Below are 20,847 nucleotides of genomic sequence, written 5' to 3'. Positions count from 1 at the left end.
GTCGCAAGCTGAGGCAAATCGGGAAGGGGCAACAGGTTTGCGGCGTGTTCTCCCCCGGCGGGTGGTTAGCCGTCGCTGCGGTCTGCGTCGTCCCGTCGGGCCCGGCGGGTCAGGGCGACAGCGACCAGTTCAGCCGGCGGCCGGGGCGCGGCACTTTCGGCGGTCAGGACTCCGGGAGTCGGGACGCCGTCGTCGGGCGCTGCCTGCGGGCGGAGGCCCACCGACTTGACCACGAGGACGGCGATCAGGGTGGTGGCGGGGATGGCGAGCACCAGGCCGATCGAACCCACCAGGGTGCGCACCACTTCCTCGGCCAGCTCGCCGCTTGTGAGGTTCTCCAGCACCGTCCGGTCGTACAGGGAGACCAGGATCAGTAACGGCAGCGCAGCGCCGGCGTAGGCGAAGGCGATCGTGTAGACCGTGGACGCAATGTGGTCCCGCCCGATCCGCATGGCCCCGGTGAACAACCGGCGGGCCGAGGTGTTGGGAGCCAGTTCGTACAGCTCCCAGACAGCCGACGACTGGGTGATGGTCACGTCATTGAGGACGCCCAGCCCGGAAATGATCAGGCCGCACATGATGATCCCGGAGATCGATACCTCCCCCGAGGCGTTGACCAGCACGTACGCGTTTTCGTCGCCCACCCCGAACAGGTAGATGGACTCGGTGGCCCAGGCGGCCAGCAGCGCCGTGATCGACAGGCCGAAAAGGGTGCCGAGCAGCGCTGTTGAGGTGCGGGCGGAGAATCCGTGGGCAAAATACAGCACCCCGATCATGATCACCACCGATCCCACCAGGGCCAGCAACAACGGCGGCTTGCCCTCCACCAGGCCCGGCAGGATGAACTGGGCCAGCACCACCAGGGCACCGACCAGGCCGATCATCGCGCGTAGTCCACGCCAGCGCGCGACGGCGACCACCACCACCGCGTAAAGAACGGCGAGCCACATCATCGGCACGGTCCTGACGAAGTCAATGAAAATATACGGTGCGCTGCCGCCCTGGATGACGCCGTCAAGATTGAGGTAGCGGATCTTGGCCCCCACCTCGACGGCGCCGGCACGCGCCAGTTCGGGGGTGACCTCCACGGGGATCGGCGCGCCACCGGCGTCGGGCACGGTGTATGCCACCTGGCACTGGAGCGCTTCGCCGCCGGCGTCGACGGTGGGCTGGGACGAGGGACAGTCCTCAAGCGACACCCGTTCCACCTGCCCCACCTCAATGGACACCCCATCGGCCGTGGCATACGGGTTGGCAATGGTGACACTGCTGCGGTCGCCGCTGGGCCAGAGCAGGATCATGCCGATGACCGTCAGGATTCCTACCGGGACCAGGATAGCGGCGAGCAAAAGGTTGGCCCGTTGCCGAGCGCCAATCGTCGCTGCGCTCGGCTCCGAATTGACTGTGTGATGAGTGTGGCTGTGGCCCACGAGATTCCCAGCTGTCCTTGGTCGGTTCCTCCGCACCGGTTCGGCGCTGTACGGAATTCTACGGGGGCGGACCCTACGCGGGGTCGGGCCGCGCCCTCCTCGGGACATAAGCTATAACCACGGTTTATCGGAGACAACGCAGTAGGCGGAAAAGAGCAGATGAAAGAGCGGTTCAGTGAATCGGACGAGGTTCCCGCCGGGACGGTCGCGCATGCGCCGGAGATCACCGTCCGGGGAGCGTCGGGACCGGTCCGGGGGGTGGTACTGGTACTTCATGGCGGCCGCGCCAATAGCTTCGAACCGGTGCGCGCACGTCACCTCAGCCCGGCGCGGATGGTCCCCTTCGCCGCGCTGATCCACCGCCGCGGCGCCAGCCACGGCCTTGAAGTGTGGTCACTGCGCAACCGGGTGCGCGGCTGGAACGGTCAGGAAATGTCGCCGCTCCACGATGCCCGCTGGGCCCTGGCAGCAATCGGGGAACGTCATCCCGGCGTCCCTATCTACCTGGTCGGCCATTCAATGGGCGGGCTCGTTGCGCTCTGCGTCGCCGACGATTCCCAGGTCCGTGCTGTGGTCTCCCTCGCGCCGTGGCTGAGCGAGACCACCCCCGCAGAGCCAGTGACCGGTCGGCGTGTCCTGATCCTGCATGGCGATTCGGACCGCTGGACCTCGCACCGGCAATCGCTGCGCTATGCCCACCGTGCCCGCGCGCTGGCCACCGAACTGCACTATGTCACCGTCACGAACGCCGGACACTTCATGGTCAAGAAGGCCAGCCTCTGGCATGAACTCACCGCCTCGTTTGTGCTCCAGTCCTTCGCGGCGGACACGGGAGCCGCGGTGGATCCCGACGGCACCCTGCCCGCCCGGGAACTGCTGGCCAGTGATCAACCCCTGTCCATCACCGTCTAACAACCGGCTTTAACTAACCATCAAAGGTGCGCGATGCCTGATTTTCCGTTTCTTCGCTTTGTTGAGGGCTTCGGCTGGGCGGCGCTAGGCGTCGTCGTGCTCCTCGCTGCCACCTTCGCCCTCGCGCAGGTCCAGAAGCGCCATTCCGTCATCGATACGGCGTGGGGGCTTGGTTTTGTGGTGATCGCTGCGGTCACCTTCGTCACCTCCGCCGAGACTTCGGGAGAGTCAGGGGGCGACGACGCCCGCCGCTGGCTGATGCTGGTTCTTACCGCTGCGTGGGGGCTGCGACTTGCGGGCTTCATCGGGTGGCGGGCCCGCGACGGGGCCGAAGACCCGCGCTACGAGGATATGCTCGGCGAGGCGCCCGGCTCCCGGAATATGTTTGCGCTGCGGAAAATTTACCTGACGCAGGGGGTGGTGATGCTCTTTGTGTCCCTTCCCATCCAGGTGGCGATGTACGCGACGGGCCCGCTCGGCTGGCTGGCCTGGGTGGGAGCCTTCATCTGGTTGGTTGGCTTCTTCTTTGAGACGGTCGGCGACTACCAGATGGCGGCGTTCCGGAATGATCCGGCCAATAAGGGCACCGTGATGGACCGCGGCTTGTGGCGCTATACCCGCCATCCCAACTATTTCGGTGACGCCGCCGTCTGGGTGAGCCTGTTCCTGGTGGCAGCGGATTCCTGGCCGGGTGTCCTCACCATCCTCTCCCCCGCCCTGATGTTCTGGACCCTGTCCAACAAAACCGGGAAGCCGCTGACCGAGAAGCGCCTCAGCACGCGGCCCGGCTACCGGGAGTACATCGAGAACACCAGCGGCTTCTTTCCGCTCCCACCCAAACCCGGACGAGGTGCATCATGATGAGTCGGCTCACTCAGAAAATTGGCGGCTGGCAGCCCCGCCCCAACGATCGTTTCTACCGCATGATCGTCCGCACCGGCCAGGCGCTGCGATTGGTGTTTCGCATCCGGGTGATCGTCACCGGCCAGGAGAACCTGCTGCCTCCCGGACCCCGGAACGGGCAGTCCCGGCGCCCCGTGCCGGGCGAGGGCGCCGTCGTCGCGATCACCCACTTCGGGTATCTGGACTTCGCGTTCGCGGAGCTGGTGCTCTGGCATCACGCGCGCGCCCAGATGCGGTTCCTCATCACCAAGGGCGCCGGGTCGCATTGGTTTGCCGGGCCAGCAATCCGGGCTGCGGGCCACGTGATCGTCGACCGTAGCGCCGGGGGTGCCGCCTATCAGCGTGCGCTGGAGAAGCTGCAGGCCGGCGAGTACGTGGCGATCCTGCCCGAGGCCGGTGTCAGCCGCAGCTACACCGTCCGCGAACTGAAAACGGGTGCCGTCCGTCTGGCGGCGGAGGCTGGAGTGCCGATCATCCCCGTGTCGGTGTGGGGGTCGCACCGTCTCATGAGCCGGGGCCACAAGCTGTCCCTCGCGACGGCCTTCCGGGCGCCGGTCCGGGTCCACGTCAGTCAGCCGATCTGGCATGGAGCGGATGCCGACGTCGTCCATGAGACCGAGCAACTGCGGGCCGAACTCCAGGACGGCATTGACCGGGGCATCGCCGACTTCCCGCTGGTACCCGAGGCTGATGCCTGGTGGCAGCCCGCCCACCTCGGTGGTGGCGCGATGACCGAGGAGGAACGCATCGCTGCGGACGCCCACGACGCAGCAACGGGCCGGCACCAGCGGCAGTAGCCGGGCCAGGCACGGACAGTAGCCGGGCAGGCACGGACAGCACGCTTCACTCCCCCCGATCGCCGGCGAACTTATGCGCAGGTATGGCGGGTAATCTCCTCCAGGCGCCCCGCCGCCGGAAGCAAGTGTGCAGGTCTGGTGGGTGAGGATCGCGCCAACCCGCCAGACCTGCACACTTCTTTGGGGCCACCCGCCATAACTGCACAATATTGAGGCAGCGTCCCCGTTCTTCGAGATACCAGGGGCGAGCTAGTCGCTGATGACCTGGGTCTCGGGGGCGCTCACCGTAGCCGACCCCATGGCCAGCAGCGGCTCGACGACGTTGACCAGTGCGGTCATCGAATCGTCCACCTCCAGGAGCACCGGAAACTCGTGCACCAGCATCGCGAGCAGGGACGCCACAGCGGCTTCCTGCTCGGCCGGCGCCAGCTCGGGATTATAGCCCACCAGCACGTCGGCCGGATCGTCGGTCCGGGCCTGGGTGTAGCTGATCGCGAACGCGGCGATCGTGCCGCCCTCGGCACCGGGCTTGTCCCTGAGCACCACCGCTCCCCCGGCCCCCGTGCTGTCGGCGAGCAGGTACTGCTGGGCCTGACCGAGGGTCATGTCCGCCGGATCCCAGCCATGGACCGAGTTGTACCAGGCGACGACGGCGGTGGTCAGTTCCACCGAACCGGTCGCCGCCTCATCGAGCTGCGGACCACCGGCGTCGTCAAAGACCGGCAGGGACAGCGCACCGGGCTCCACCTTCACGATGCGCGACCGCTGAATCTGTCCGAACCCCGACGCGGCAGCAAAGTCCCCGCCGGTACTGCCCGGGATCACCTTCGCCCGCAGGTTCGTAGCGCCCGACGGCGAGGCGCTGGCCTCGTTGCGAAGCATTCCCAACAGGGTTGACCCGACGCCCGAGCGCCGGTGGTCGGCTGCCACCTCGACGTAGGCCCACAGCCTCTGATTGTGGAGCTTCGGCTCGAAGACGTACGCCGCCGCGACGGGAACCCCAGCATCGGTACCGACAATGTCCTCGGCCACGATGCAGCGCAGCCACGGGTGGTTGGAGGACGGACGGAACAACGCCCTGGCCTGCTCTACCTGGGCGTTTTCGGGTCCACCCCATAGTTGGATGAGCTCCAGGTCGTCGCCGTCGCGCCATTCACGGTAGTGCAACGCCATCAGGAGCCGATCAGCCTGGCGGCGAGGTAGCCCTCAACCTTGTCCAGTGATACCCGCTCCTGGGCCATGGTGTCCCGTTCGCGGATGGTCACCGCCTGGTCGTCGAGGGTGTCGAAATCAACGGTGATGCAGAACGGGGTGCCAATCTCATCCTGGCGACGGTAGCGTCGGCCGATGGCACCGGCGTCGTCGAAGTCGATGTTCCAGGTCCGGCGCAGCTGGGCGGCGAGATCCTTGGCCTTCGGCGACAGGTCCTCGTTGCGGCTCAGCGGCAGGACGGCAGCCTTGACCGGGGCCAGGCGCGGGTCCAGTTTCAGGACGGTGCGCTTGTCGACACCGCCCTTGGCGTTGGGTGCCTCATCCTCGGTATAGGAATCCACCAGGAAGGCCATGAAGGACCGGGTCAGGCCGGCGGCGGGTTCGATCACGTACGGCGTGTACCGCTCGTTGGTGCCCTGATTGAAGTAGCTCAGGTCGGTGCCCGAATGCTTCGAGTGGGTCGACAGGTCGAAATCGGTGCGGTTGGCGATGCCTTCCAGCTCGCCCCACTCCGACCCCTGGAACCCGAACCGGTATTCGATGTCAGTGGTGCCCTTGGAATAGTGGCTGAGCTTTTCCAGCGGGTGCACGAACAGGCGCAGGTTGTCGGCCTTGATGCCGAGGTCGGTGTACCAGTCGAGGCGGGTCTTGATCCAGTACTCGTGCCATTCGTCGTCGGTGCCGGGCTCGACGAAAAATTCCATCTCCATCTGCTCGAACTCGCGGGTCCGGAAAATGAAGTTGCCCGGGGTGATTTCGTTGCGGAAGCTTTTGCCGATCTGGCCGATGCCGAATGGCGGCTTTTTCCGGGAAGTGTTGAGGACGTTGTTGAAGTTCACGAAAATGCCCTGGGCGGTTTCGGGCCGCAGGTAGTGCATGCCCTCCTCGCTGGCGACAGGACCCAGGTAGGTCTTGAGCAGGCCAGAGAATTCCTGCGGCTCGGTCCACTCGCCGCGGGTACCGCAATTGGCGCAGGCAATATCCTTCAAGCCATTCTCGGCGGGACGGCCCTTTTTCTCCTCGTATTCTTCCTCGAGGTGGTCGGCACGGAACCGCTTGTGGCAGCTGAGGCATTCCACCAGGGGGTCGCTGAACACGTCGACGTGACCGGAGGCTTCCCACACCTTGCGCGGGAGGATCACCGAGGAGTCGAGGCCGACGACGTCGTCGCGCCCCCGCACCACTGACTGCCACCACTGGCGCTTGATGTTTTCCTTCAGCTCGGCGCCAAGGGGACCATAGTCCCAGGCCGACCGTGAGCCACCGTAGATTTCCCCCGCCTGAAAGACAAAGCCCCGGCGTTTCGCGAGGGAAATGATGGGGTCGAGTGCGGACTGGTTCTTGGCCACTGTGGTTCTCCATTTCTACAGGCCGCTGGGTGCGGTCCGTGGTGGTGTCCGGCAGGAACTGGCTCAGGGAATGAGCCAGGGCACGGGTCCGGTGATGGACCGAAGCCTGCTCGAATCGAAGGTACAACCCTAGCCTACCGAGGAGCCCCCGCCGCGGTCGCGCGGGGCCCGTCGGGAGCCGTCGCCGCTGGGCCGGGGACCGTCGTCCTAGCGGAAACGCAGGGCACGTCTGGGCCAAGGCAGGGTGGTCAGCACAATGGCGACGAGGGTGAGGATGGGTCCTGCCACTGTGGCTAGTTCCACCACCGTGCCCGGGGTGGGGAACGCGAGGTCGAGGACCAGCGAACCCACCAACTGTCCGGCGATCATGCCCAGTCCCGTAAGCAGTACCCCCATGCTACGCACCAGCACCGCGCCGAGCCCGATGAAGACACACCCCAGGGGGCCGCCGAGGTAGTACCACCACTCGGTGGGCAGCGCCTCGCCCGGCCCGGCGATGAGTGTCTTGATCAGCCACGCCACCAGCAGTACCGAGGCTCCGGAAATGAAGTTGATCAAAGTGGCGATGATGGGGGTCCCGTAGTGGACCGCCGCGGTGCCGTTCATGGCCTGCTGGAAGCTGATCAGGAACCCGGCGAGCACCGGGAGCAGGACGGGTATCAGCCAGGACTGCAGGTCGCCGGTGGCACCAAACCGTGGCGACACGGCCCACACCACCGAGGCGACGGCGAGCGCTGTCCCGATTAGCCGCATCGTGGTCAGGGGTCGTTTGCCGGCCGGGCCGATTCCCGCACGGTCGGCCAGCAGCCCGCTGAGGGTCTGCCCCATCACTGCCGCCACGGTGAAAAGTGCCACGCCCAGCACCCCGATGGTCAGGGACTGGGAGAACACGAAGAAGGCTCCGATGGTTCCGGCTGCCAAATAGATGGGTGGGAAGCGTCGTTCCCGCACGGAGGGGAGGATCTGCCGTAAACCCGCCCGCCCCCCGGGCAACACGCAGGTGATCAGCACCATCACCACCAGCCCGGTGGTGAAACTGACCAGGGCGGCGCCGGCGCCGTCGTTGAGGTGGGTGCCCAGGGCGCCGTTGATTCGGCCTTGCAGGGGGATGGCTACTCCGGCTGTGACGGCGAGCAGCAGGCCGAGGACCAGGGGAAGCCGGGGGTGGTGTGACACCCATTGATCCTATGGCAGCTTGATCAACGGCCTGGTACTGGCAGGGCTTGATGTCCTGTCAGCCAGCGGTTCGGGCAGGATGGTCCCAGTCGGGCAGAATGGTCCCATGAGCAAATCCCACGAAGTTGACCCGACCGTAGGCGACACCGTCCAGATCACCGATGACATGATCCGGCTGGGCCAACTGTTGAAGTTGGCCAACCTGGCCGAGGACGGCGCCCAGGCCAAGGAACTCGTGGATAACGGACTCGTGAAGGTCAATGGTGCGATCGAGGAGCGGCGCGGCGCCCAGCTCCATCCCGGCGATGTAGTCACCGTCAATGGTGCGTCGGTGCGGATTACCCGCGGCTAGGCTGCGGCTCGATCCCAAACACTGTGAGCTCGATGAATTCCTTCACGTGCGCCAGTTCCCGCATGCTGATGCTGTGGGCGATCCCGGCGTAGAGCACCTTGGTGAGGGTGGTGTGGCCGACCGCCCAGCGGTGGGTGAACTCAATTCGGTCGGCGGTGATGACCGGGTCCTCCTGGTCGCGGCCCCAGAACAGCGGCACCGGGTGGGCAGCGGCGTCCTCGTCGTTGAAGAACGGGCTCCCCTCCGCGGGAACCGCGAACCCTGAGAGGCCGACGACGGCGGTAAAGTCCCGCGGGCGGTGGCGCAGCAGGCTGGTCGCAACGGCCATTCCCATGGAGAACCCCAGCAACGACACGCTGGTATGCGCGCCCTTGACCGAGTCCAGCCAGGTCACCACCCGGGCGACGGAGTCGGTCACGAGGTCCACCGAATATCCGGTGTCGTGCGACAGGGGAAACCAGGTAAACCCCGGCCCCTGTACGTGCGGCGCCCTGACCGACGCCACCGTGAGATCGGATGGCAGATGGTCCGCCAGGCCCATCAGGTCCTCCTCGTTGGCGAGGTGCCCGTGGAACATCACCAGCAGGGCTGTGCCCTGCCGTTCCGCTTCGGGGCGCGACCAGAGGACCACTGGATCCCAGGCCGTCGCGGTGGGCTGCTCGGCGGCTGGTGGGTGGGGCGTTTCCGAAAGGGTCATTGGAGTATTCTGGCACGCACCGGCCGGCGGCACCCAGCGGGGGTAGCGGTCGGGGGTCGCGTTCGGTGACCGTCTGTTACAGGATAGGGGGATGAGCCGGAACCTATCCCTACCCGCGGAGTCCCATCCTGCGCAGAACACCACTCCCCACCCCTGGACGCGGTATGTGGCGTTGGGCGACTCCTTTACCGGGGGCATCGGGGACCCGAATCCCGGGAGCGTGGGCGGCAACCGGGGGTGGGCCGACCGGGTGGCCGAAGAACTCAGCAGGGGCCATGAGGATTTCGCCTACGCCAACCTCGCCGTCCGCGGCCGGTTGCTGCACGAAATTGTGGCTCAGCAGGTGGGGCCGGCGCTCGCGTTGAAACCGGATCTGATCACCATCTCGGCTGGCGGCAACGACCTGATCCGCCCGGGCGGCGACCCGGACCTGTTGGCGGCGCGCCTGGATGATGCCGTCGGGGCATTGCGTGCCGATCACGCGACCGTGGTGCTGTTCGCCGGCCCGGACGCCCGCGAGTCCGTGCTCGGCAACTTCCGGTCCAGGACCGCCATTTACAACGAGAACCTCAGGATCATTGCCGCTCACCACGACGCGCTGATCGCCGATATGTGGGCCCTGCGCCAGTTGGTGAACCCGCAGATGTGGGACGGCGACCGGCTGCACTTCTCGCCGCTGGGACACCACACCATCGCCATGATGGTGCAAACCCTCGCCGTGCCCCACTCCCTGATGCCCCTTGAGCCGCAGCCGCTCCCCCCCAAGAGGTGGCGCGCGGCCCGGACGGAGGATCTGGTGTGGGCCAAGGTTTATTTCGTACCCTGGGTACTGCGCCGGTTGCGGCGCCAGTCCTCCGGGGACGGGATCCTGGCCAAACGCCCCGACGCTGCCCCCATTTTTGGTCCGGGGATACCGCCGGGCATCGGGGGCTAGGCTCCTACCCTGCCTGGATCACCGGCCACGACGATGGCGACCTCGCGTCAGGGCGCGGGATAGAAGGCCTCCCGCAGCCGTCCGCCGAGTTGCTGGATCTCGGTCAGGAAAGCGTCATGGCCGATCGGTGAGCTGATCATATGCACGGGTACCTCACCCGGCAGCGCCGCCGCCAGGACATGGGACTGGCTGGGGTAATACAACCGGTCCGAATCCACTGCGGCGATGAAGAACTCGGCGCTGGCTTGGCCGAGGGCGTCCTGCAGGGTGCCCCGGTCGCGGCTGGCGTCGTGACCCATGAGGGCTTCGGTGAGCAGGACGTAGCTGTTGGCGTCGAACCGTTCCGCGAGCTTGTCGGCCTGGTGATCCAGGTAGCTTTCCACCTGGTAGCGACCGCGGGCCGCAGGATCCGGCGAGCCGAAAGGCGTCTCCCTGCCCTGGGCGGCCCGGCCGAACCGGTGCTCCAATTCGGGTTCGGACCGGTAGGTGATGTGGGCGATGCGTCGCGCCAGACCCAGTCCGTCGACCGGCCCGGGGCCCGGGTAATAGTCACCGCCAGCGAAGCCGGGATCCAACCGGATGGATCGAAGCTGCGCCTGGGCAAAGGCAATTTGCTCGGCCGAGCTGGCCGCGGTGCAGGCAATCACCGCGCAGCGCTGGACCCGGTCTGGGTACTGGAGGGCCCACTCCAGTGCCCTGGCCCCGCCGAGTGATCCGCCGACTACCGAATGCCACTGCCCGATACCCAGGGCATCGGCGAGGAGCGCCTCAGCGCGGACCGAGTCCCTGACCGTGAGGTAGGGGAACCGTGAGCCCCAGGGGATGCCGTCGGGATCGGCGGTGGCCGGACCGGTGGACCCATAGCACCCGCCGAGCATATTGATGGACACGGCAAAATACCGGGTGGTGTCGATGGTTTTTCCGGGGCCGACCAGCTGGTCCCACCAGCCGTCCTCGGTCGAATCGCCCCGGGCGACGTGAGTGCTGCCGGTTAGCGCGTGCTGGATCAGGACGGCGTTGGATCCGTCGTCGTTGAGGGCACCCCAGGTCTCGTAGGCGAGCGTCAGGTTGGGGAGGTGTCCCCCGGTTTCGCAGGTGAAGGCCCCGAGGCTGAGAGTACGGAGGACGCCGTCGGGACACTCTCCAGGGATTGACTGGACGGCATGAAGTGCCCCTGGGCCGGGGTCCTGCTGCGTCGTGTGAATAGTTGCCACTGGTATTGCCCGCCTCGGAGTTCGCGCTTGCGCCTGACACCTTGCCCGCCGCCCGGTCGTCACCCGGGGCACCCCGCCGCGAAGGAGGGTTGCCGTCCAGCAAGCCGGGGCTTGGTGGAGCGGGCGTTCCGCTCCGTGCTGGCACTCGTGACCTGTTCCTAGATAACCCGAAAAGAACCTTCGGGCGCAAATATGTGAACCTCTGTGGCCCGAAGATAAGGTAAGGGTACCCTAAGTCGAGACACAGATCACAAAGTGCCAAACTAGGGCCATGCGCTTGGACCATGTCTCATATGCCTGTGAACCCGACGGCCTCGTAGCGACTGCTGGGAGGATTTCTGATGCCCTCGGCGTGGATCCCGTAAAGGGCGGTGTGCACCCCCGCTTCGGCACCAGGAACATGATCTTCCCGATGCTCAATGGCCAGTACCTGGAAGTGGTTGAAGTGCTGAATCACCCCGCCTCCGACAAAGCTCCCTTCGGGCAGGCGGTTCGAGCCCGTTCCGAAGCCGGTGGCGGATGGATGGGCTGGTGCGTCGCGGTAGACGATCTGGCCCCGTTTGAGCAGCGGCTGGGGCGGAGCGCCGTGCCAGGTAACCGCAAGTTCCCTGATGGGCAAGAACTGACCTGGCAGCAGATTGGGATCAAGGGGCTCATCGCCGACCCCCAGGTCCCCTATATGCTGCGGTGGGATGACGGTACCGAGGCACTTCATCCGTCGCAGGCAAAACCGGCGTCGGCCCGTCTCGATTCACTGACGATCGCAGGCTCCCCCGATCGGATCGCCGAGTGGCTGGGCACCCCCGCCACCGAGCCTCTTGATGGCGTTGCAGTGCACTGGGTGGCGCCGAATGGTACCCCCGGCATCATGTCGGTAACCTTCCAGACGGACAATGGCCTGGTGGAAATCTAGCCAGCTGTTTTTATCGGCCCGTCGAGGGTGCCGCGGGGTATGGTGCTACGCGCCGATTCCAATCGCCGGGCCGAAGAGGGCGAAGCCCACAAACCCGGCAATATCGAGGACAGCGTGGGCTATCACCAATGGCATCACCCGTTTGGTCTTCGTGTAGGCGTAGCCGAACACCACACCCATGATGAAGTTACCGATGAACGGCCCGAAGCCCTGGTACAGGTGATAGCTTCCTCGAAGTACGGCGCTCGTGACGATGATCACCGGAGTCGACCAGCCGAGGTGCTGCAGCCGGTGGAACAGGTAGCCCACCACAATGACTTCTTCAAGCACCGCGTAGCGCACCGCTGAAAGGATCAGGACGGGCACCGTCCACCAGTAGGCGTCGAGCGCAGCGGGTTCAATCGCCGTCGTGATTCCCAGCGCACGTCCCGCCGCATACACACCCAGCGTTCCGGCGCCGATCACAGTCGCAAGACCGAAGCCCAATCCGAAGTCGACCTTTGGTTTGCTGAAGGTGAATCCCAGGGTGCGGAACGCCGATTTGCCGGGCTCAGTGAGCAGGAACAGAACCAGAAAGACCGGGATCAGGGCGAAGAAGATGCCCAGCAGTTGGTAGGTCAAATCAAGATACTGGCGGTCATTGAGGACCGGGTTCAGCCGGGTGGTCTGCACCGCGAGCGGTGCCTGGCTCAGTTTGTCCAGCAGGTTCACCACGGCGTACACGGCGGACTGTCCGAGGGACAGTCCCAGGACGATGGCGATCTCGGCGGTGATCCGCCGGCGCTGAACGGGTGCGGAGCGGTCGCCGGCGGGAGTGGCTGACGCTTTGGGTAGTTCGGTGGGCATGCCAGCCATCCTAGTGGGCGTACCTTGGGGCTAGTCGGCCCCCACCGCGGGCGCCACGATCACCGCTGTACCGTGCTCCTCGAAGGCCTGCAACTGCCCAGCGGTAATCCCCGAATCGGTGATCAGATTGCTGAAGGTGTAGCCGGTCATGGTGGCGAAGCGCCGGGTGCCGATCTTCGACGAATCGGCGACCACGTACGCGGTGGACGCCCGTCTCGCGACCATCGCGTTGACCGCAGCCTCGCCTTCGTCGCTGATCGTGGGCCCTACCACCGGATCCAGTCCGTTGACTCCCACGAAGGCAAAGTCCAGGGCCACCCGCTGCAGCACCGCATCAGCGTATGATCCCACCAGTTCGTAGGAGCGGGGGTTGACGATCCCACCGGTGACCATGATCTTGAAGTTCGGTCGAACAGCCAACTGGGCAGCGATGTTGATCGCGTTGGTCACCACTGTGAGGGTGGGCTTGTTCGAAGGTTCCATCAGGTCGCTGCGCTTGCTCAGGGCCGAGGCAATAGCCGTGCTGGTGGTTCCGCCGCACAGCCCGATTACCGCCCCCTTCGGAATCAAATCGCTGGCGGCCCGGGCAATCGCCCGCTTCTGCTCGGCGTGCACATCCCGGTTGTAGCGTCCCGGCAGGTCATAGGCGACGGTCTCAATGGTGGCCCCACCGTGGGTTCTGGTGAGCAGCCGCTGCTCCGCAAGGCTGTCGAGGTCCCGCCGTGCGGTGGCCGGTGAGACCTTGAGCTTGGTGACAATCTCCTCGACGTCCACCTGGCTGGCTTCGGAGAGGAGGTCGAGGATGGCGCCCAGCCGTTCTGCGCGTTTCATCCCGCCGGTCCGTTCCCCATTATCGGGGCCGGCGTCGCGGCCCGCCCCCCGGCGGCGAACAGGGTCAGCAGGCGGGCCGTTTCCGATTCGATAGCAGCACGCCCGGCACCCAGGTATTTCCGTGGGTCGACGACCGAGGGGTTGTGCTCGAGGTAGAGCCGAACGGCCCGCGTGGAGAGGCTGTTCAGGTGGGTTGAGACGTTGATCTTGGTCATTCCGGACCGGATCGCCGCGGCAAGCGTGTGATCGGAAACCCCGGAGGATCCGTGCAGCACCAGCGGCACGTCCAGCGCCGACTTGAGCGCGGCAATAAGATTCAGGTCCAGTTCGGCGCTGCGCTGCGTCATGGCATGGGAGGAGCCGACGGCGACGGCGAGCGCGTCGACACCTGTGGCCGCCACAAACGCTGCCGCCTCCACCGGGTTGGTCCTGACGCCGGGCGCGTGGGCGCCGTCCTTTCCCCCGACTTTGCCCAACTCCGCTTCAACAAACACGCCGCGTTCGCGCGCGTAGGCGGCCACCCGGGTGGTGGCGGCGAGGTTATTGTCGTAGTCCAGGGCGGCACCGTCGTACATCACCGACCCGAACCCCAGATCAATGGCGGCGAAGGCCAGCTCGGGGTCCTCGGCGTGGTCCAGGTGCACGGCGACCGGGACCCGGGCCGACCGGGCGATCGCGAGGGTGGCAAGCGCGAGGGGTTCCAGCCCTCGGTGGTATTTGACGCAGTTTTCGGAAATCTGGAGGATCACCGGCAGTCCGGCGGTCTCGGCGCCGGCGACCAGGGCCTCGGCGGTTTCCAGCTGGACGACGTTGAAGGCGCCGATGCCTGTGCCTGCCGCCGCCGCCGCCGCCATCAGATCACGTGTCGGGGTAAGGGTCATGAGCCGGTCTCCTGCCGTGGTGGGTCGGTGGTCGGTAATCGAGACTGGCTGATAGTTACTGCTGGTTCGAGGGTCCGGTAACTGGCGTCGAGTTCGCCGGCCGCTGGCATCAGGACAGCAGCCGCCGACCAGGCGGTCGCCAGCCGAAGCAGGGTTTCCGCGCTGGTGATGCCGGCGGCCAGCGCGACGGCGATCGCAGCTACCGCTGCGTCCCCGGCTCCTGTCGGGTTCCCGTCGAATCGCGGCAGGGTTGCCCTCAGGGGTGGTTCCTCCAGCCGGTAGAGGTACATGCCGTGCTCCCCGCAGCTGACCACCACAATCCGGGCACCACGGTCAAGCAACAGCCGGGCGCCGCCGTCGACGGTGGGTGCGCCGGTGGCGGCCAGGAGTTCGTGGTGGTTGGGCTTGACCACGTCGGCGCCGGCCTCGGCTGCGGCGAGCAGCGCCTCGCCCGAAGTGTCGATGATGCTGGGGATGCCATGAGCCTTGGCGCGGCGCACCAGGTCAGCGTAGAAGTGGGGCGGTGCACCGTTGGGAAGGCTTCCCGAGCCCACCAGTACACCGGCCCCCGCGAGGTGTGCGTCCACCAGACGGAACAGGTCCTCCCACTCCGCGGGGGTGAGGGGCAGTCCGGTCTCGTTGAAAATACTTGTCTGGCCGGCATCACGGTCGGCGAAGGCCATACTGCGGCGGGTGGCTGCGGCGACCCCGGTCAGTGCATGCGGGACGCCTGAGGCGGCCAACTCGGCCCTGAACTCGGCCCCCGCCGCACCCCCGACCGGTGCGACGGCGATCGCCGGTCGTCCCGTCTGATGCACGACCCGCGCGACGTTGACGCCCTTACCACCGGCCCGCAGCAGCGGAGCGGAGACCCGGTGGGACGTACCGGGGATGAGCCGCGGGATGCCGTAGGTCAGGTCGACGGCGGGGTTGGCTGTCACAGTAAGGATCGGTCCGCTGACCCGCAGCTCCGACTCGGGGAGCCCCGGCGCGTTCACTGCGCGTCCAGCAGGCGGCGGGCCCGCAGGGAGGCACCGATCAGCCCGGCATCCTGGCCCATCCGGGCTTCAAGGAGTATCGGTCGACGGTGGAAGGAAAGGTTCTTCTCAACCTGCAGCCGTAGCGGGCCGAACAGCGCCTCGCCGGCCTGGGCCAGGCCGCCACCGATCACCACCGCTTCGGTGCCGAGGATCGCCGTCAGCTGCGCAACGTTGAAGGCGAGGGCGGCGACGGCGTCGTCGATCACCTGCCGGGCGATGGTCTCCCCGGCCGCTGCGGCAGCAAACACGCTGCGCGCCCCGTTGGCCGTCCGGCCACTGAGTTCGGAGTGGCGGCGGGCGATCGCCCCGGCGGAGCCGACGGTTTCCAGGCACCCGTGCAGGCCGCAGGTGCAATCGAAGCCGCCCGGCACGAGGGCGTGCCCGAGTTCACCGGCGTACCCACCGGCGAGCACCCGCTCCCCGCCGGTGAACACGGCGCCGGCAATGCCGGTGCCGATGATCATCACCACCACATCGGCAAACCCGCGGGCCGCGCCGAAGCGCATCTCGGCGTCGCCGGCGGCCCCGACGTCGTGCCCGTACGTGACCGGCAGCCCGGCCGCACGCTGCAGCCGATCGACGAAGGGAAAGTCACGCCACCCCAGGTTCGCCGAGTAGATCCCGACGCCGTTGACCTCATCGACGAGGCCCGGCGCAATCAGTCCGATGGCCCCGATGTCGTGGTCCGGCCAGGCCGCCCGATACTGGGCGAGGAGCTCAGCGGATTGCTGCACAATGCTCTCCCCCGGAACTTCAGTCCTGGCGGGAGTTGGTGTGCGGCGGACGTCGAGCAGGGCTCCGGTCGGGTCCGCCAGCGCCGATTTCATGTCGGTGCCACCCACGTCAATGGCGAGCACCAGGCGCGGGGGAAGGTCCGGGGTGGGGTCCGGCGTTGCCTCCGCCTTCGGTGACGTCATGGTCGGGTTACGGGCCAAGAATGACTGAGCGGGTCAGGTTGCGCGGCAGATCGGGGTCCAGCCCGCGTGCCCGGGCCCTCGCCAGAGTGATCTTGTGGATCTGGGCAAGATCTGCGAGCGGGTGGCGCCCGGTGTGGACATAGTCCGCTCCGGTGGGGGCGACGTCGTCGGCCAGTCCCGGGACGTCGTCACCGAAGAGCCACACCACCCGGCCTGGGGCGGCGATCGAGATGGGTCCGTGCCGGTATTCCATGGCGGGATAGGACTCGGTCCACCCCTGCACTCCCTCGCGCATTTTCAAACCGGCCTCGTGGGCTAGTCCCACGGTCCAGCCGGTGCCGAGGAAGGTGAATTGTTCGGCGTCGAGCAGTGCAGCGGTGACCTCTTCCGCCAGGACGGCCTCGGCGTCCGTCACCGCCTGCTCCAGGTCGACGCCCACGGAAGTCAGGAGGTAGGCGAGGGCCGCGGTGGCGAAACGGGTCTGCACCACAGACTGCTCGTCAGCGTAGGGGAGGGCGACGACGTCGTCGGCCAACCCGGTGGCGGGCGAATCGACGTCGCCGATCACAGCAATCACCCGGAGGGTGCCCTTGAGCGTTATCATCAGGTCGAGTACCTCGGTGGTGGTACCCGAGCGGGAGATGGCAACCACTGCGTCGTAGCCGCGGCTGGCGACGACCGATGCTTCAGAGGCGGCAAACGCATCGGTGAGACCTTTGCCAGCGCTTTCGCGGGCGGCAGCGTAGCTCTGCGCCATGAACCAGGAGGTGCCGCAGCCGACGACGGCAACCCGCTCACCATCCGCGGGCAGGATGTCCTCCGCGCTCGCCTGATCGATCGCCTGGCGCCAGACAGCAGGTTGTGACTGCAGCTCGCTGTCCATGTACAACCCGGCAGAAACTGAGGATCCAGGTGCCTGGGGAATGGGCTGGGACATCGAGCGCTCCTTCACGGTATAACCGCAGCTTGATCCGCGACTGATTAGGGATGACGTTTACAGGGGTAAAGCAATCAGCATCAATTTAACCATTGTCCACGCGATTTCGGCAGGTCGGGCGCTATAACGCTCAGGTATCGATCAGCGCGGCAGCTTGACGTGAGACGTGGATCACGCAAGTATCATTCCACTACGCATGAACAGTATTGCTCATTCGAGGCGCAATACCGTCAACTTGTTGCAAGTATTCCTGTGTCAGCTGGAGCAGCTGCACCACCTTTGGGAAAACGAGGAAACCATGAAGAAATCCATTCGGACCGGAGTTGTCGCAAGTGTTGCGGCGGCCGGCCTTTTGCTCACCTCCTGCGGCTTTGGCGGCGGAGAATCCGGCGGAGATGCCGAGGGCGGCACCACCCTTGACCTCCTGGTCCCCAGCTATTCGGACGGCAGCAAGGCCCTGTGGGAAGGCGTGATCGAGGAATTCGAGGCAGCCAACGAGGGCATTACCGTCAATCTTCAGGTCGAATCGTGGGAAAATCTTGAGTCGGTGCTGAACACCCAGATCCAGGCTGGCGAAGCTCCCGACATCTACAACGGCGGCGCCTTCTCCGCCTTCGCGACCGAGGGATTGCTGTACTCGGCCGAGGAAATCGCTTCGCCCGAAACGCTCAGTGACTTCCAGGAATCCTTCGCAGCCAACGAACAGGTTGACGGCACCCAGTATGCTCTGCCGCTGCTCGCCTCAGCGCGGGCACTCTTCTACAACGAGGACCTGTTCGAGGAAGCCGGAGTTGACGGGCCCCCCACCACCTGGGACGAGCTGTACGACGCCGCCGAAGCCATCACCGCAACCGGCACTCCCGGCTATGGCATGCCGCTCGGGTCGGAAGAAGCCCAGGGCGAGGCCTTGATCTGGATGGCCGGCAACGGCGGCGGGTTCGGGGACGCCGAGGAAATCACCGTGAACACCCCCGAGAACCTCGAGGCAGCCGAGTTCATGAAACGCATGATCGACGACGGGCTGACCCAGGCCGACCCCGGCGCCACCCAACGCACCCCCATGATTAACGTCTTCATCCAGGGCCAGATCGGCATGGTGTACGGGCTGCCGCAGACCGTCGGGCAGATCGAAACCGAAAACCCTGACCTGAACTACGGCCTGGCGAACATCCCAACGGCGTCGGGCGAGCCCGCCACCCTGGGTGTCGCCGACCGTCTGATGTCGTTCAAGAACGACGGCGACAAAGCCGAGGCTGTCACCGCCTTCATGGACCACTTCTTCGCGCCGGAGAACTACGTCGAATGGGTCAGCACCGAGGGCTTCCTGCCCACCACGATCAGCGGTGCAGAGGAAATGTCAGGCGACGAGACCCTGGCGCCATTCCTGGAGATGCTGCCAAGTGCACAGTTCTACCCCACCTCCAACCCGGCCTGGAACGCCACCGATGGTGCGTTCAAGAGCCTGTTTGGCCAGCTTGGGCAGGGAATGGAACCAGCAGAGGTGCTCGACCAGATCCAGGCTGAAGCTGACGCAGCAGCCGAATAGCCTACAGCCGGTACCGGCGCGGTCCGTCATGGTCCACGCCGGTACCGGCCCCTAACCAATGGCGGTAGAGAATGAGCTATTTACGATGAGCGCACAGCCCGTGCTGGCCAGCCCGCCCACGTCCACGTCCAACGGACGAAAGCGCCGCAGGCAAAACTCAGACGGTTTTCCCGCCGCCCTCCCCTGGATTGGTCCGGTCCTCCTCCTGATCTTTGCGATCGTGATCTTCCCCGCCGGATTCATGATCTTCAACTCCACCCGTGACATCAGCCAGAGCGGGATCGACCAGGGCTCCGCCGGGTTCGTGAACTTCGCGGAGATATTTTCCGACCCGAACCTCCCGCGGGTGCTCCTGAACACGGTGGTGTGGGTGGTCGTCGTCGTGTCGTTGACGGTGCTCATTTCGCTCGCGTTGGCCCAGTTCCTCAACAAACCATTTCCCGGCCGCACCCTGGTCAGGATGGCAGTGGTGGTCCCCTGGGCTGCGAGCGTGGTCATGACCACCACGGTGTTCTACTACGGTCTCGACAGCAACTACGGGATCATGAACACGTTCCTCGTTGATCTCGGCATACTCGACTCACCGTACGGCTTCACCAAGAACGTGCTTCCGGCCCTCGGGGTGGCCATCATCGTCGCGGTCTTCGTGTCCATCCCGTTCACCGCCTACACCCTGCTGGCCGGGTTGCAGTCGGTCCCCGAGGATGCGCTCGAAGCCGCCAAAATGGACGGCGCTGGACCCTTTCGCACGTATTTCAGCATTGTGCTCCCCCAGCTTCGGGGTGCCCTTGCCGTCGCGGTGCTGATCAATATCATCAACGTGTTCAACAACCTCCCCATCCTGCGGATCATCACCGGATCGATCCCCGGCTACCAAGCCGATACCCTCATGACCTACATCTTCAAGGTGCTGCAGTTTGACCGGCGGGTGGACCTTGCCAGTGCCCTCAGCGTGGTTAACTTCGCCATCGTCATTGTGATCGTCGCGGCGTACGTGAAAATCGTCAAACCGATGAAGGAGATCTAGGCATGTCCGCGAGCACCCTCAACGAATCGGCCCGGTCGCCGCTTCCCCCGGTGGCAGCCCGCCAAAAACGCTACGGTGCGGATCAGGTGTCAGGCCGCCGGATGGGTCTGCGGATGGCTATTGGCGCCGTCGTCGCCTTGGTATTTCTGCTCCCGTATTTGATCATGCTCGTGGGGTCGCTCAAGACCCGGTCCGAAATTCTCTCCGTGCCGCCAGCGTACTTCCCCACCGAGGGCCTTCAGTGGAGCAACTATGCGACCATGTGGGCCACCCCCGAGACGCCGCTGCCCTACAACCTGATTTCGACGATCATCATCGCGGTGTTCGCTACCCTCCTGGTGCTCCTCGTGGCGACGCCGGCCGCGTACTACACCGCCCGGTTCCGGTTCCCCGGAAAGACTGTGTTCCTGTTCCTGGTCATCGTCACGCAGATGCTGCAACCCGCCGTCCTGACCGCCGGCCTGTTCAGGGAGATGCTGCTGCTGGGCATCAACGACACCTGGCTGGCCATGATCCTGATCAACGCCGCCTTCAACCTGTCCTTCGCCCTCTGGATCATGCACAGCTTCTTCGCCGCGATCCCGAAGGAGATTGACGAAGCCGCCCAGCTCGACGGCGCCGGCAAGCTCACGGTGATGTTCCGGGTGAACCTGCCGCTGGTGTGGCCCGGTATTGTCACGGCCGTCATCTTCACGTTCGTGTCGTCGTGGAACGAGTTCGCGGCTTCCCTGGTGATCATGTCGACGGCGGAGAACCAGCCGCTATCGGTGGCGCTGACCAAGTTCATCGGTCAGTACGCAACCTCGTGGCAGTACGTGTTCGGAGTCTCGATTGTCGCGATCATCCCGGTGATCATCCTGTTCGCCCTGATCGAGAAGCGCCTGATCGGTGGGCTCACCGCGGGAGCCGTGAAGTAGCGTCTCCCGAGTGAGC

General features: G+C 65.7%; 21 protein-coding genes and 1 riboswitch. Of the genes, 9 read left to right on the top strand and 12 right to left on the bottom strand.

Annotated elements, in window-relative coordinates; all coding sequences use genetic code 11:
• Window positions 1-65: 65 nt before the first annotated feature.
• Window positions 66-1,430: a YibE/F family protein gene (locus tag ACX80O_RS13790; protein ID WP_459307887.1), complete on the bottom strand. Its 1,365-nt coding sequence runs from the start codon at window positions 1,428-1,430 to the stop codon at window positions 66-68.
• 159 nt (window positions 1,431-1,589) lie between these two features.
• Between ACX80O_RS13790 and ACX80O_RS13785 the strand changes: the two genes are divergently transcribed.
• From ACX80O_RS13785 to ACX80O_RS13775, 3 genes are read left to right on the top strand one after another with little or no spacing between them, the layout of a single operon-like run.
• A complete protein-coding gene (locus tag ACX80O_RS13785) occupies window positions 1,590-2,342 on the top strand; it encodes an alpha/beta hydrolase (protein ID WP_459333775.1) in 753 nt (250 codons plus the stop codon).
• Between the two features lie 33 nt (window positions 2,343-2,375).
• On the top strand, window positions 2,376-3,203 hold the full coding sequence (locus tag ACX80O_RS13780; protein ID WP_459333774.1) for a DUF1295 domain-containing protein: 828 nt from the start codon (window positions 2,376-2,378) through the stop codon (window positions 3,201-3,203).
• Window positions 3,203-4,042 (top strand): lysophospholipid acyltransferase family protein, encoded by an 840-nt coding sequence (locus tag ACX80O_RS13775; protein WP_459333773.1) that lies wholly within the window; start codon window positions 3,203-3,205, stop codon window positions 4,040-4,042. The genes ACX80O_RS13780 and ACX80O_RS13775 overlap by 1 nt, the downstream gene beginning before the upstream one ends.
• A 249-nt stretch (window positions 4,043-4,291) precedes the next feature.
• Here ACX80O_RS13775 and ACX80O_RS13770 read toward each other — a convergent pair whose 3' ends face one another.
• The 3 genes from ACX80O_RS13770 to ACX80O_RS13760 form a co-directional block, all read right to left on the bottom strand.
• Window positions 4,292-5,215: a GNAT family N-acetyltransferase gene (locus tag ACX80O_RS13770; RefSeq protein WP_459333772.1), complete on the bottom strand. Its 924-nt coding sequence runs from the start codon at window positions 5,213-5,215 to the stop codon at window positions 4,292-4,294.
• Window positions 5,215-6,603, bottom strand: a complete 1,389-nt coding sequence (locus tag ACX80O_RS13765) for a glycine--tRNA ligase (RefSeq protein ID WP_459307883.1) — start codon at window positions 6,601-6,603, stop codon at window positions 5,215-5,217. Before ACX80O_RS13765 ends, ACX80O_RS13770 begins: the two co-directional genes overlap by 1 nt.
• A 207-nt stretch (window positions 6,604-6,810) precedes the next feature.
• Window positions 6,811-7,779, bottom strand: coding sequence for a DMT family transporter (locus ACX80O_RS13760; RefSeq protein WP_459333771.1), 969 nt, complete (start codon window positions 7,777-7,779; stop codon window positions 6,811-6,813).
• Between the two features lie 106 nt (window positions 7,780-7,885).
• Here ACX80O_RS13760 and ACX80O_RS13755 point away from each other — a divergent pair, with 106 nt between their 5' ends.
• On the top strand, window positions 7,886-8,131 hold the full coding sequence (locus ACX80O_RS13755; RefSeq protein ID WP_459333770.1) for an RNA-binding S4 domain-containing protein: 246 nt from the start codon (window positions 7,886-7,888) through the stop codon (window positions 8,129-8,131).
• Here ACX80O_RS13755 and ACX80O_RS13750 read toward each other — a convergent pair.
• Window positions 8,118-8,828 carry an alpha/beta hydrolase gene (locus ACX80O_RS13750; protein WP_459333769.1) on the bottom strand — a complete coding sequence of 237 codons (711 nt, stop codon included), beginning with the start codon at window positions 8,826-8,828 and terminating at the stop codon, window positions 8,118-8,120. The genes ACX80O_RS13755 and ACX80O_RS13750 overlap by 14 nt on opposite strands.
• Before the next feature lie 91 nt (window positions 8,829-8,919).
• Between ACX80O_RS13750 and ACX80O_RS13745 the strand changes: the two genes are divergently transcribed.
• The gene (locus ACX80O_RS13745; RefSeq protein ID WP_459333768.1) at window positions 8,920-9,762 is read left to right on the top strand and encodes an SGNH/GDSL hydrolase family protein; all 843 of its coding nucleotides are present in this window, start codon (window positions 8,920-8,922) and stop codon (window positions 9,760-9,762) included.
• Between the two features lie 47 nt (window positions 9,763-9,809).
• Here the strand turns inward: ACX80O_RS13745 and metX are convergent, their stop codons facing one another.
• Window positions 9,810-10,913: a homoserine O-acetyltransferase MetX gene (metX, locus tag ACX80O_RS13740; RefSeq protein WP_459307916.1), complete on the bottom strand. Its 1,104-nt coding sequence runs from the start codon at window positions 10,911-10,913 to the stop codon at window positions 9,810-9,812.
• 81 nt (window positions 10,914-10,994) lie between these two features.
• Window positions 10,995-11,129: riboswitch (SAM riboswitch) on the bottom strand.
• Window positions 11,130-11,247: 118 nt separating this feature from the next.
• Here metX and ACX80O_RS13735 point away from each other — a divergent pair.
• Entirely contained in the window at window positions 11,248-11,889 is a 642-nt protein-coding gene (locus ACX80O_RS13735) for a VOC family protein (protein WP_459307878.1), read from the top strand.
• A gap of 45 nt (window positions 11,890-11,934) precedes the next feature.
• Here ACX80O_RS13735 and ACX80O_RS13730 read toward each other — a convergent pair whose 3' ends face one another.
• The 6 genes from ACX80O_RS13730 to ACX80O_RS13705 are packed head-to-tail and all read right to left on the bottom strand — an operon-like array spanning window position 11,935 to window position 17,341.
• Entirely contained in the window at window positions 11,935-12,735 is an 801-nt protein-coding gene (locus ACX80O_RS13730) for a CPBP family intramembrane glutamic endopeptidase (RefSeq protein WP_459333767.1), read from the bottom strand.
• 30 nt (window positions 12,736-12,765) lie between these two features.
• Window positions 12,766-13,566, bottom strand: coding sequence for a DeoR/GlpR family DNA-binding transcription regulator (locus tag ACX80O_RS13725; protein WP_459333766.1), 801 nt, complete (start codon window positions 13,564-13,566; stop codon window positions 12,766-12,768).
• Complete coding sequence (locus ACX80O_RS13720; protein WP_459307875.1) at window positions 13,563-14,447, bottom strand: class II fructose-bisphosphate aldolase; 885 nt, start codon at window positions 14,445-14,447, stop codon at window positions 13,563-13,565. Before ACX80O_RS13720 ends, ACX80O_RS13725 begins: the two co-directional genes overlap by 4 nt.
• The gene (locus tag ACX80O_RS13715; RefSeq protein ID WP_459333765.1) at window positions 14,444-15,445 is read right to left on the bottom strand and encodes a 1-phosphofructokinase family hexose kinase; all 1,002 of its coding nucleotides are present in this window, start codon (window positions 15,443-15,445) and stop codon (window positions 14,444-14,446) included. Before ACX80O_RS13715 ends, ACX80O_RS13720 begins: the two co-directional genes overlap by 4 nt.
• Window positions 15,442-16,404: an ROK family protein gene (locus ACX80O_RS13710; protein ID WP_459333764.1), complete on the bottom strand. Its 963-nt coding sequence runs from the start codon at window positions 16,402-16,404 to the stop codon at window positions 15,442-15,444. Before ACX80O_RS13710 ends, ACX80O_RS13715 begins: the two co-directional genes overlap by 4 nt.
• A 7-nt stretch (window positions 16,405-16,411) precedes the next feature.
• Window positions 16,412-17,341 carry an SIS domain-containing protein gene (locus ACX80O_RS13705; protein WP_459333763.1) on the bottom strand — a complete coding sequence of 310 codons (930 nt, stop codon included), beginning with the start codon at window positions 17,339-17,341 and terminating at the stop codon, window positions 16,412-16,414.
• Window positions 17,342-17,639: 298 nt separating this feature from the next.
• Here ACX80O_RS13705 and ACX80O_RS13700 point away from each other — a divergent pair, with 298 nt between their 5' ends.
• The 3 genes from ACX80O_RS13700 (at window position 17,640) to ACX80O_RS13690 (ending at window position 20,831) form a co-directional block, all read left to right on the top strand.
• Window positions 17,640-18,887 (top strand): extracellular solute-binding protein, encoded by a 1,248-nt coding sequence (locus tag ACX80O_RS13700; protein ID WP_459307871.1) that lies wholly within the window; start codon window positions 17,640-17,642, stop codon window positions 18,885-18,887.
• A gap of 85 nt (window positions 18,888-18,972) precedes the next feature.
• The gene (locus ACX80O_RS13695; RefSeq protein ID WP_459333762.1) at window positions 18,973-19,914 is read left to right on the top strand and encodes a carbohydrate ABC transporter permease; all 942 of its coding nucleotides are present in this window, start codon (window positions 18,973-18,975) and stop codon (window positions 19,912-19,914) included.
• 2 nt (window positions 19,915-19,916) lie between these two features.
• On the top strand, window positions 19,917-20,831 hold the full coding sequence (locus ACX80O_RS13690; protein ID WP_459307869.1) for a carbohydrate ABC transporter permease: 915 nt from the start codon (window positions 19,917-19,919) through the stop codon (window positions 20,829-20,831).
• Window positions 20,832-20,847 lie beyond the last annotated feature (16 nt).

It is taken from the genome of Arthrobacter glycogeni, from assembly GCF_054511155.1.
The sequence above is the reverse complement of the archived record's forward strand: the minus strand, read 5'-3'. Positions and strand labels throughout refer to the sequence as shown.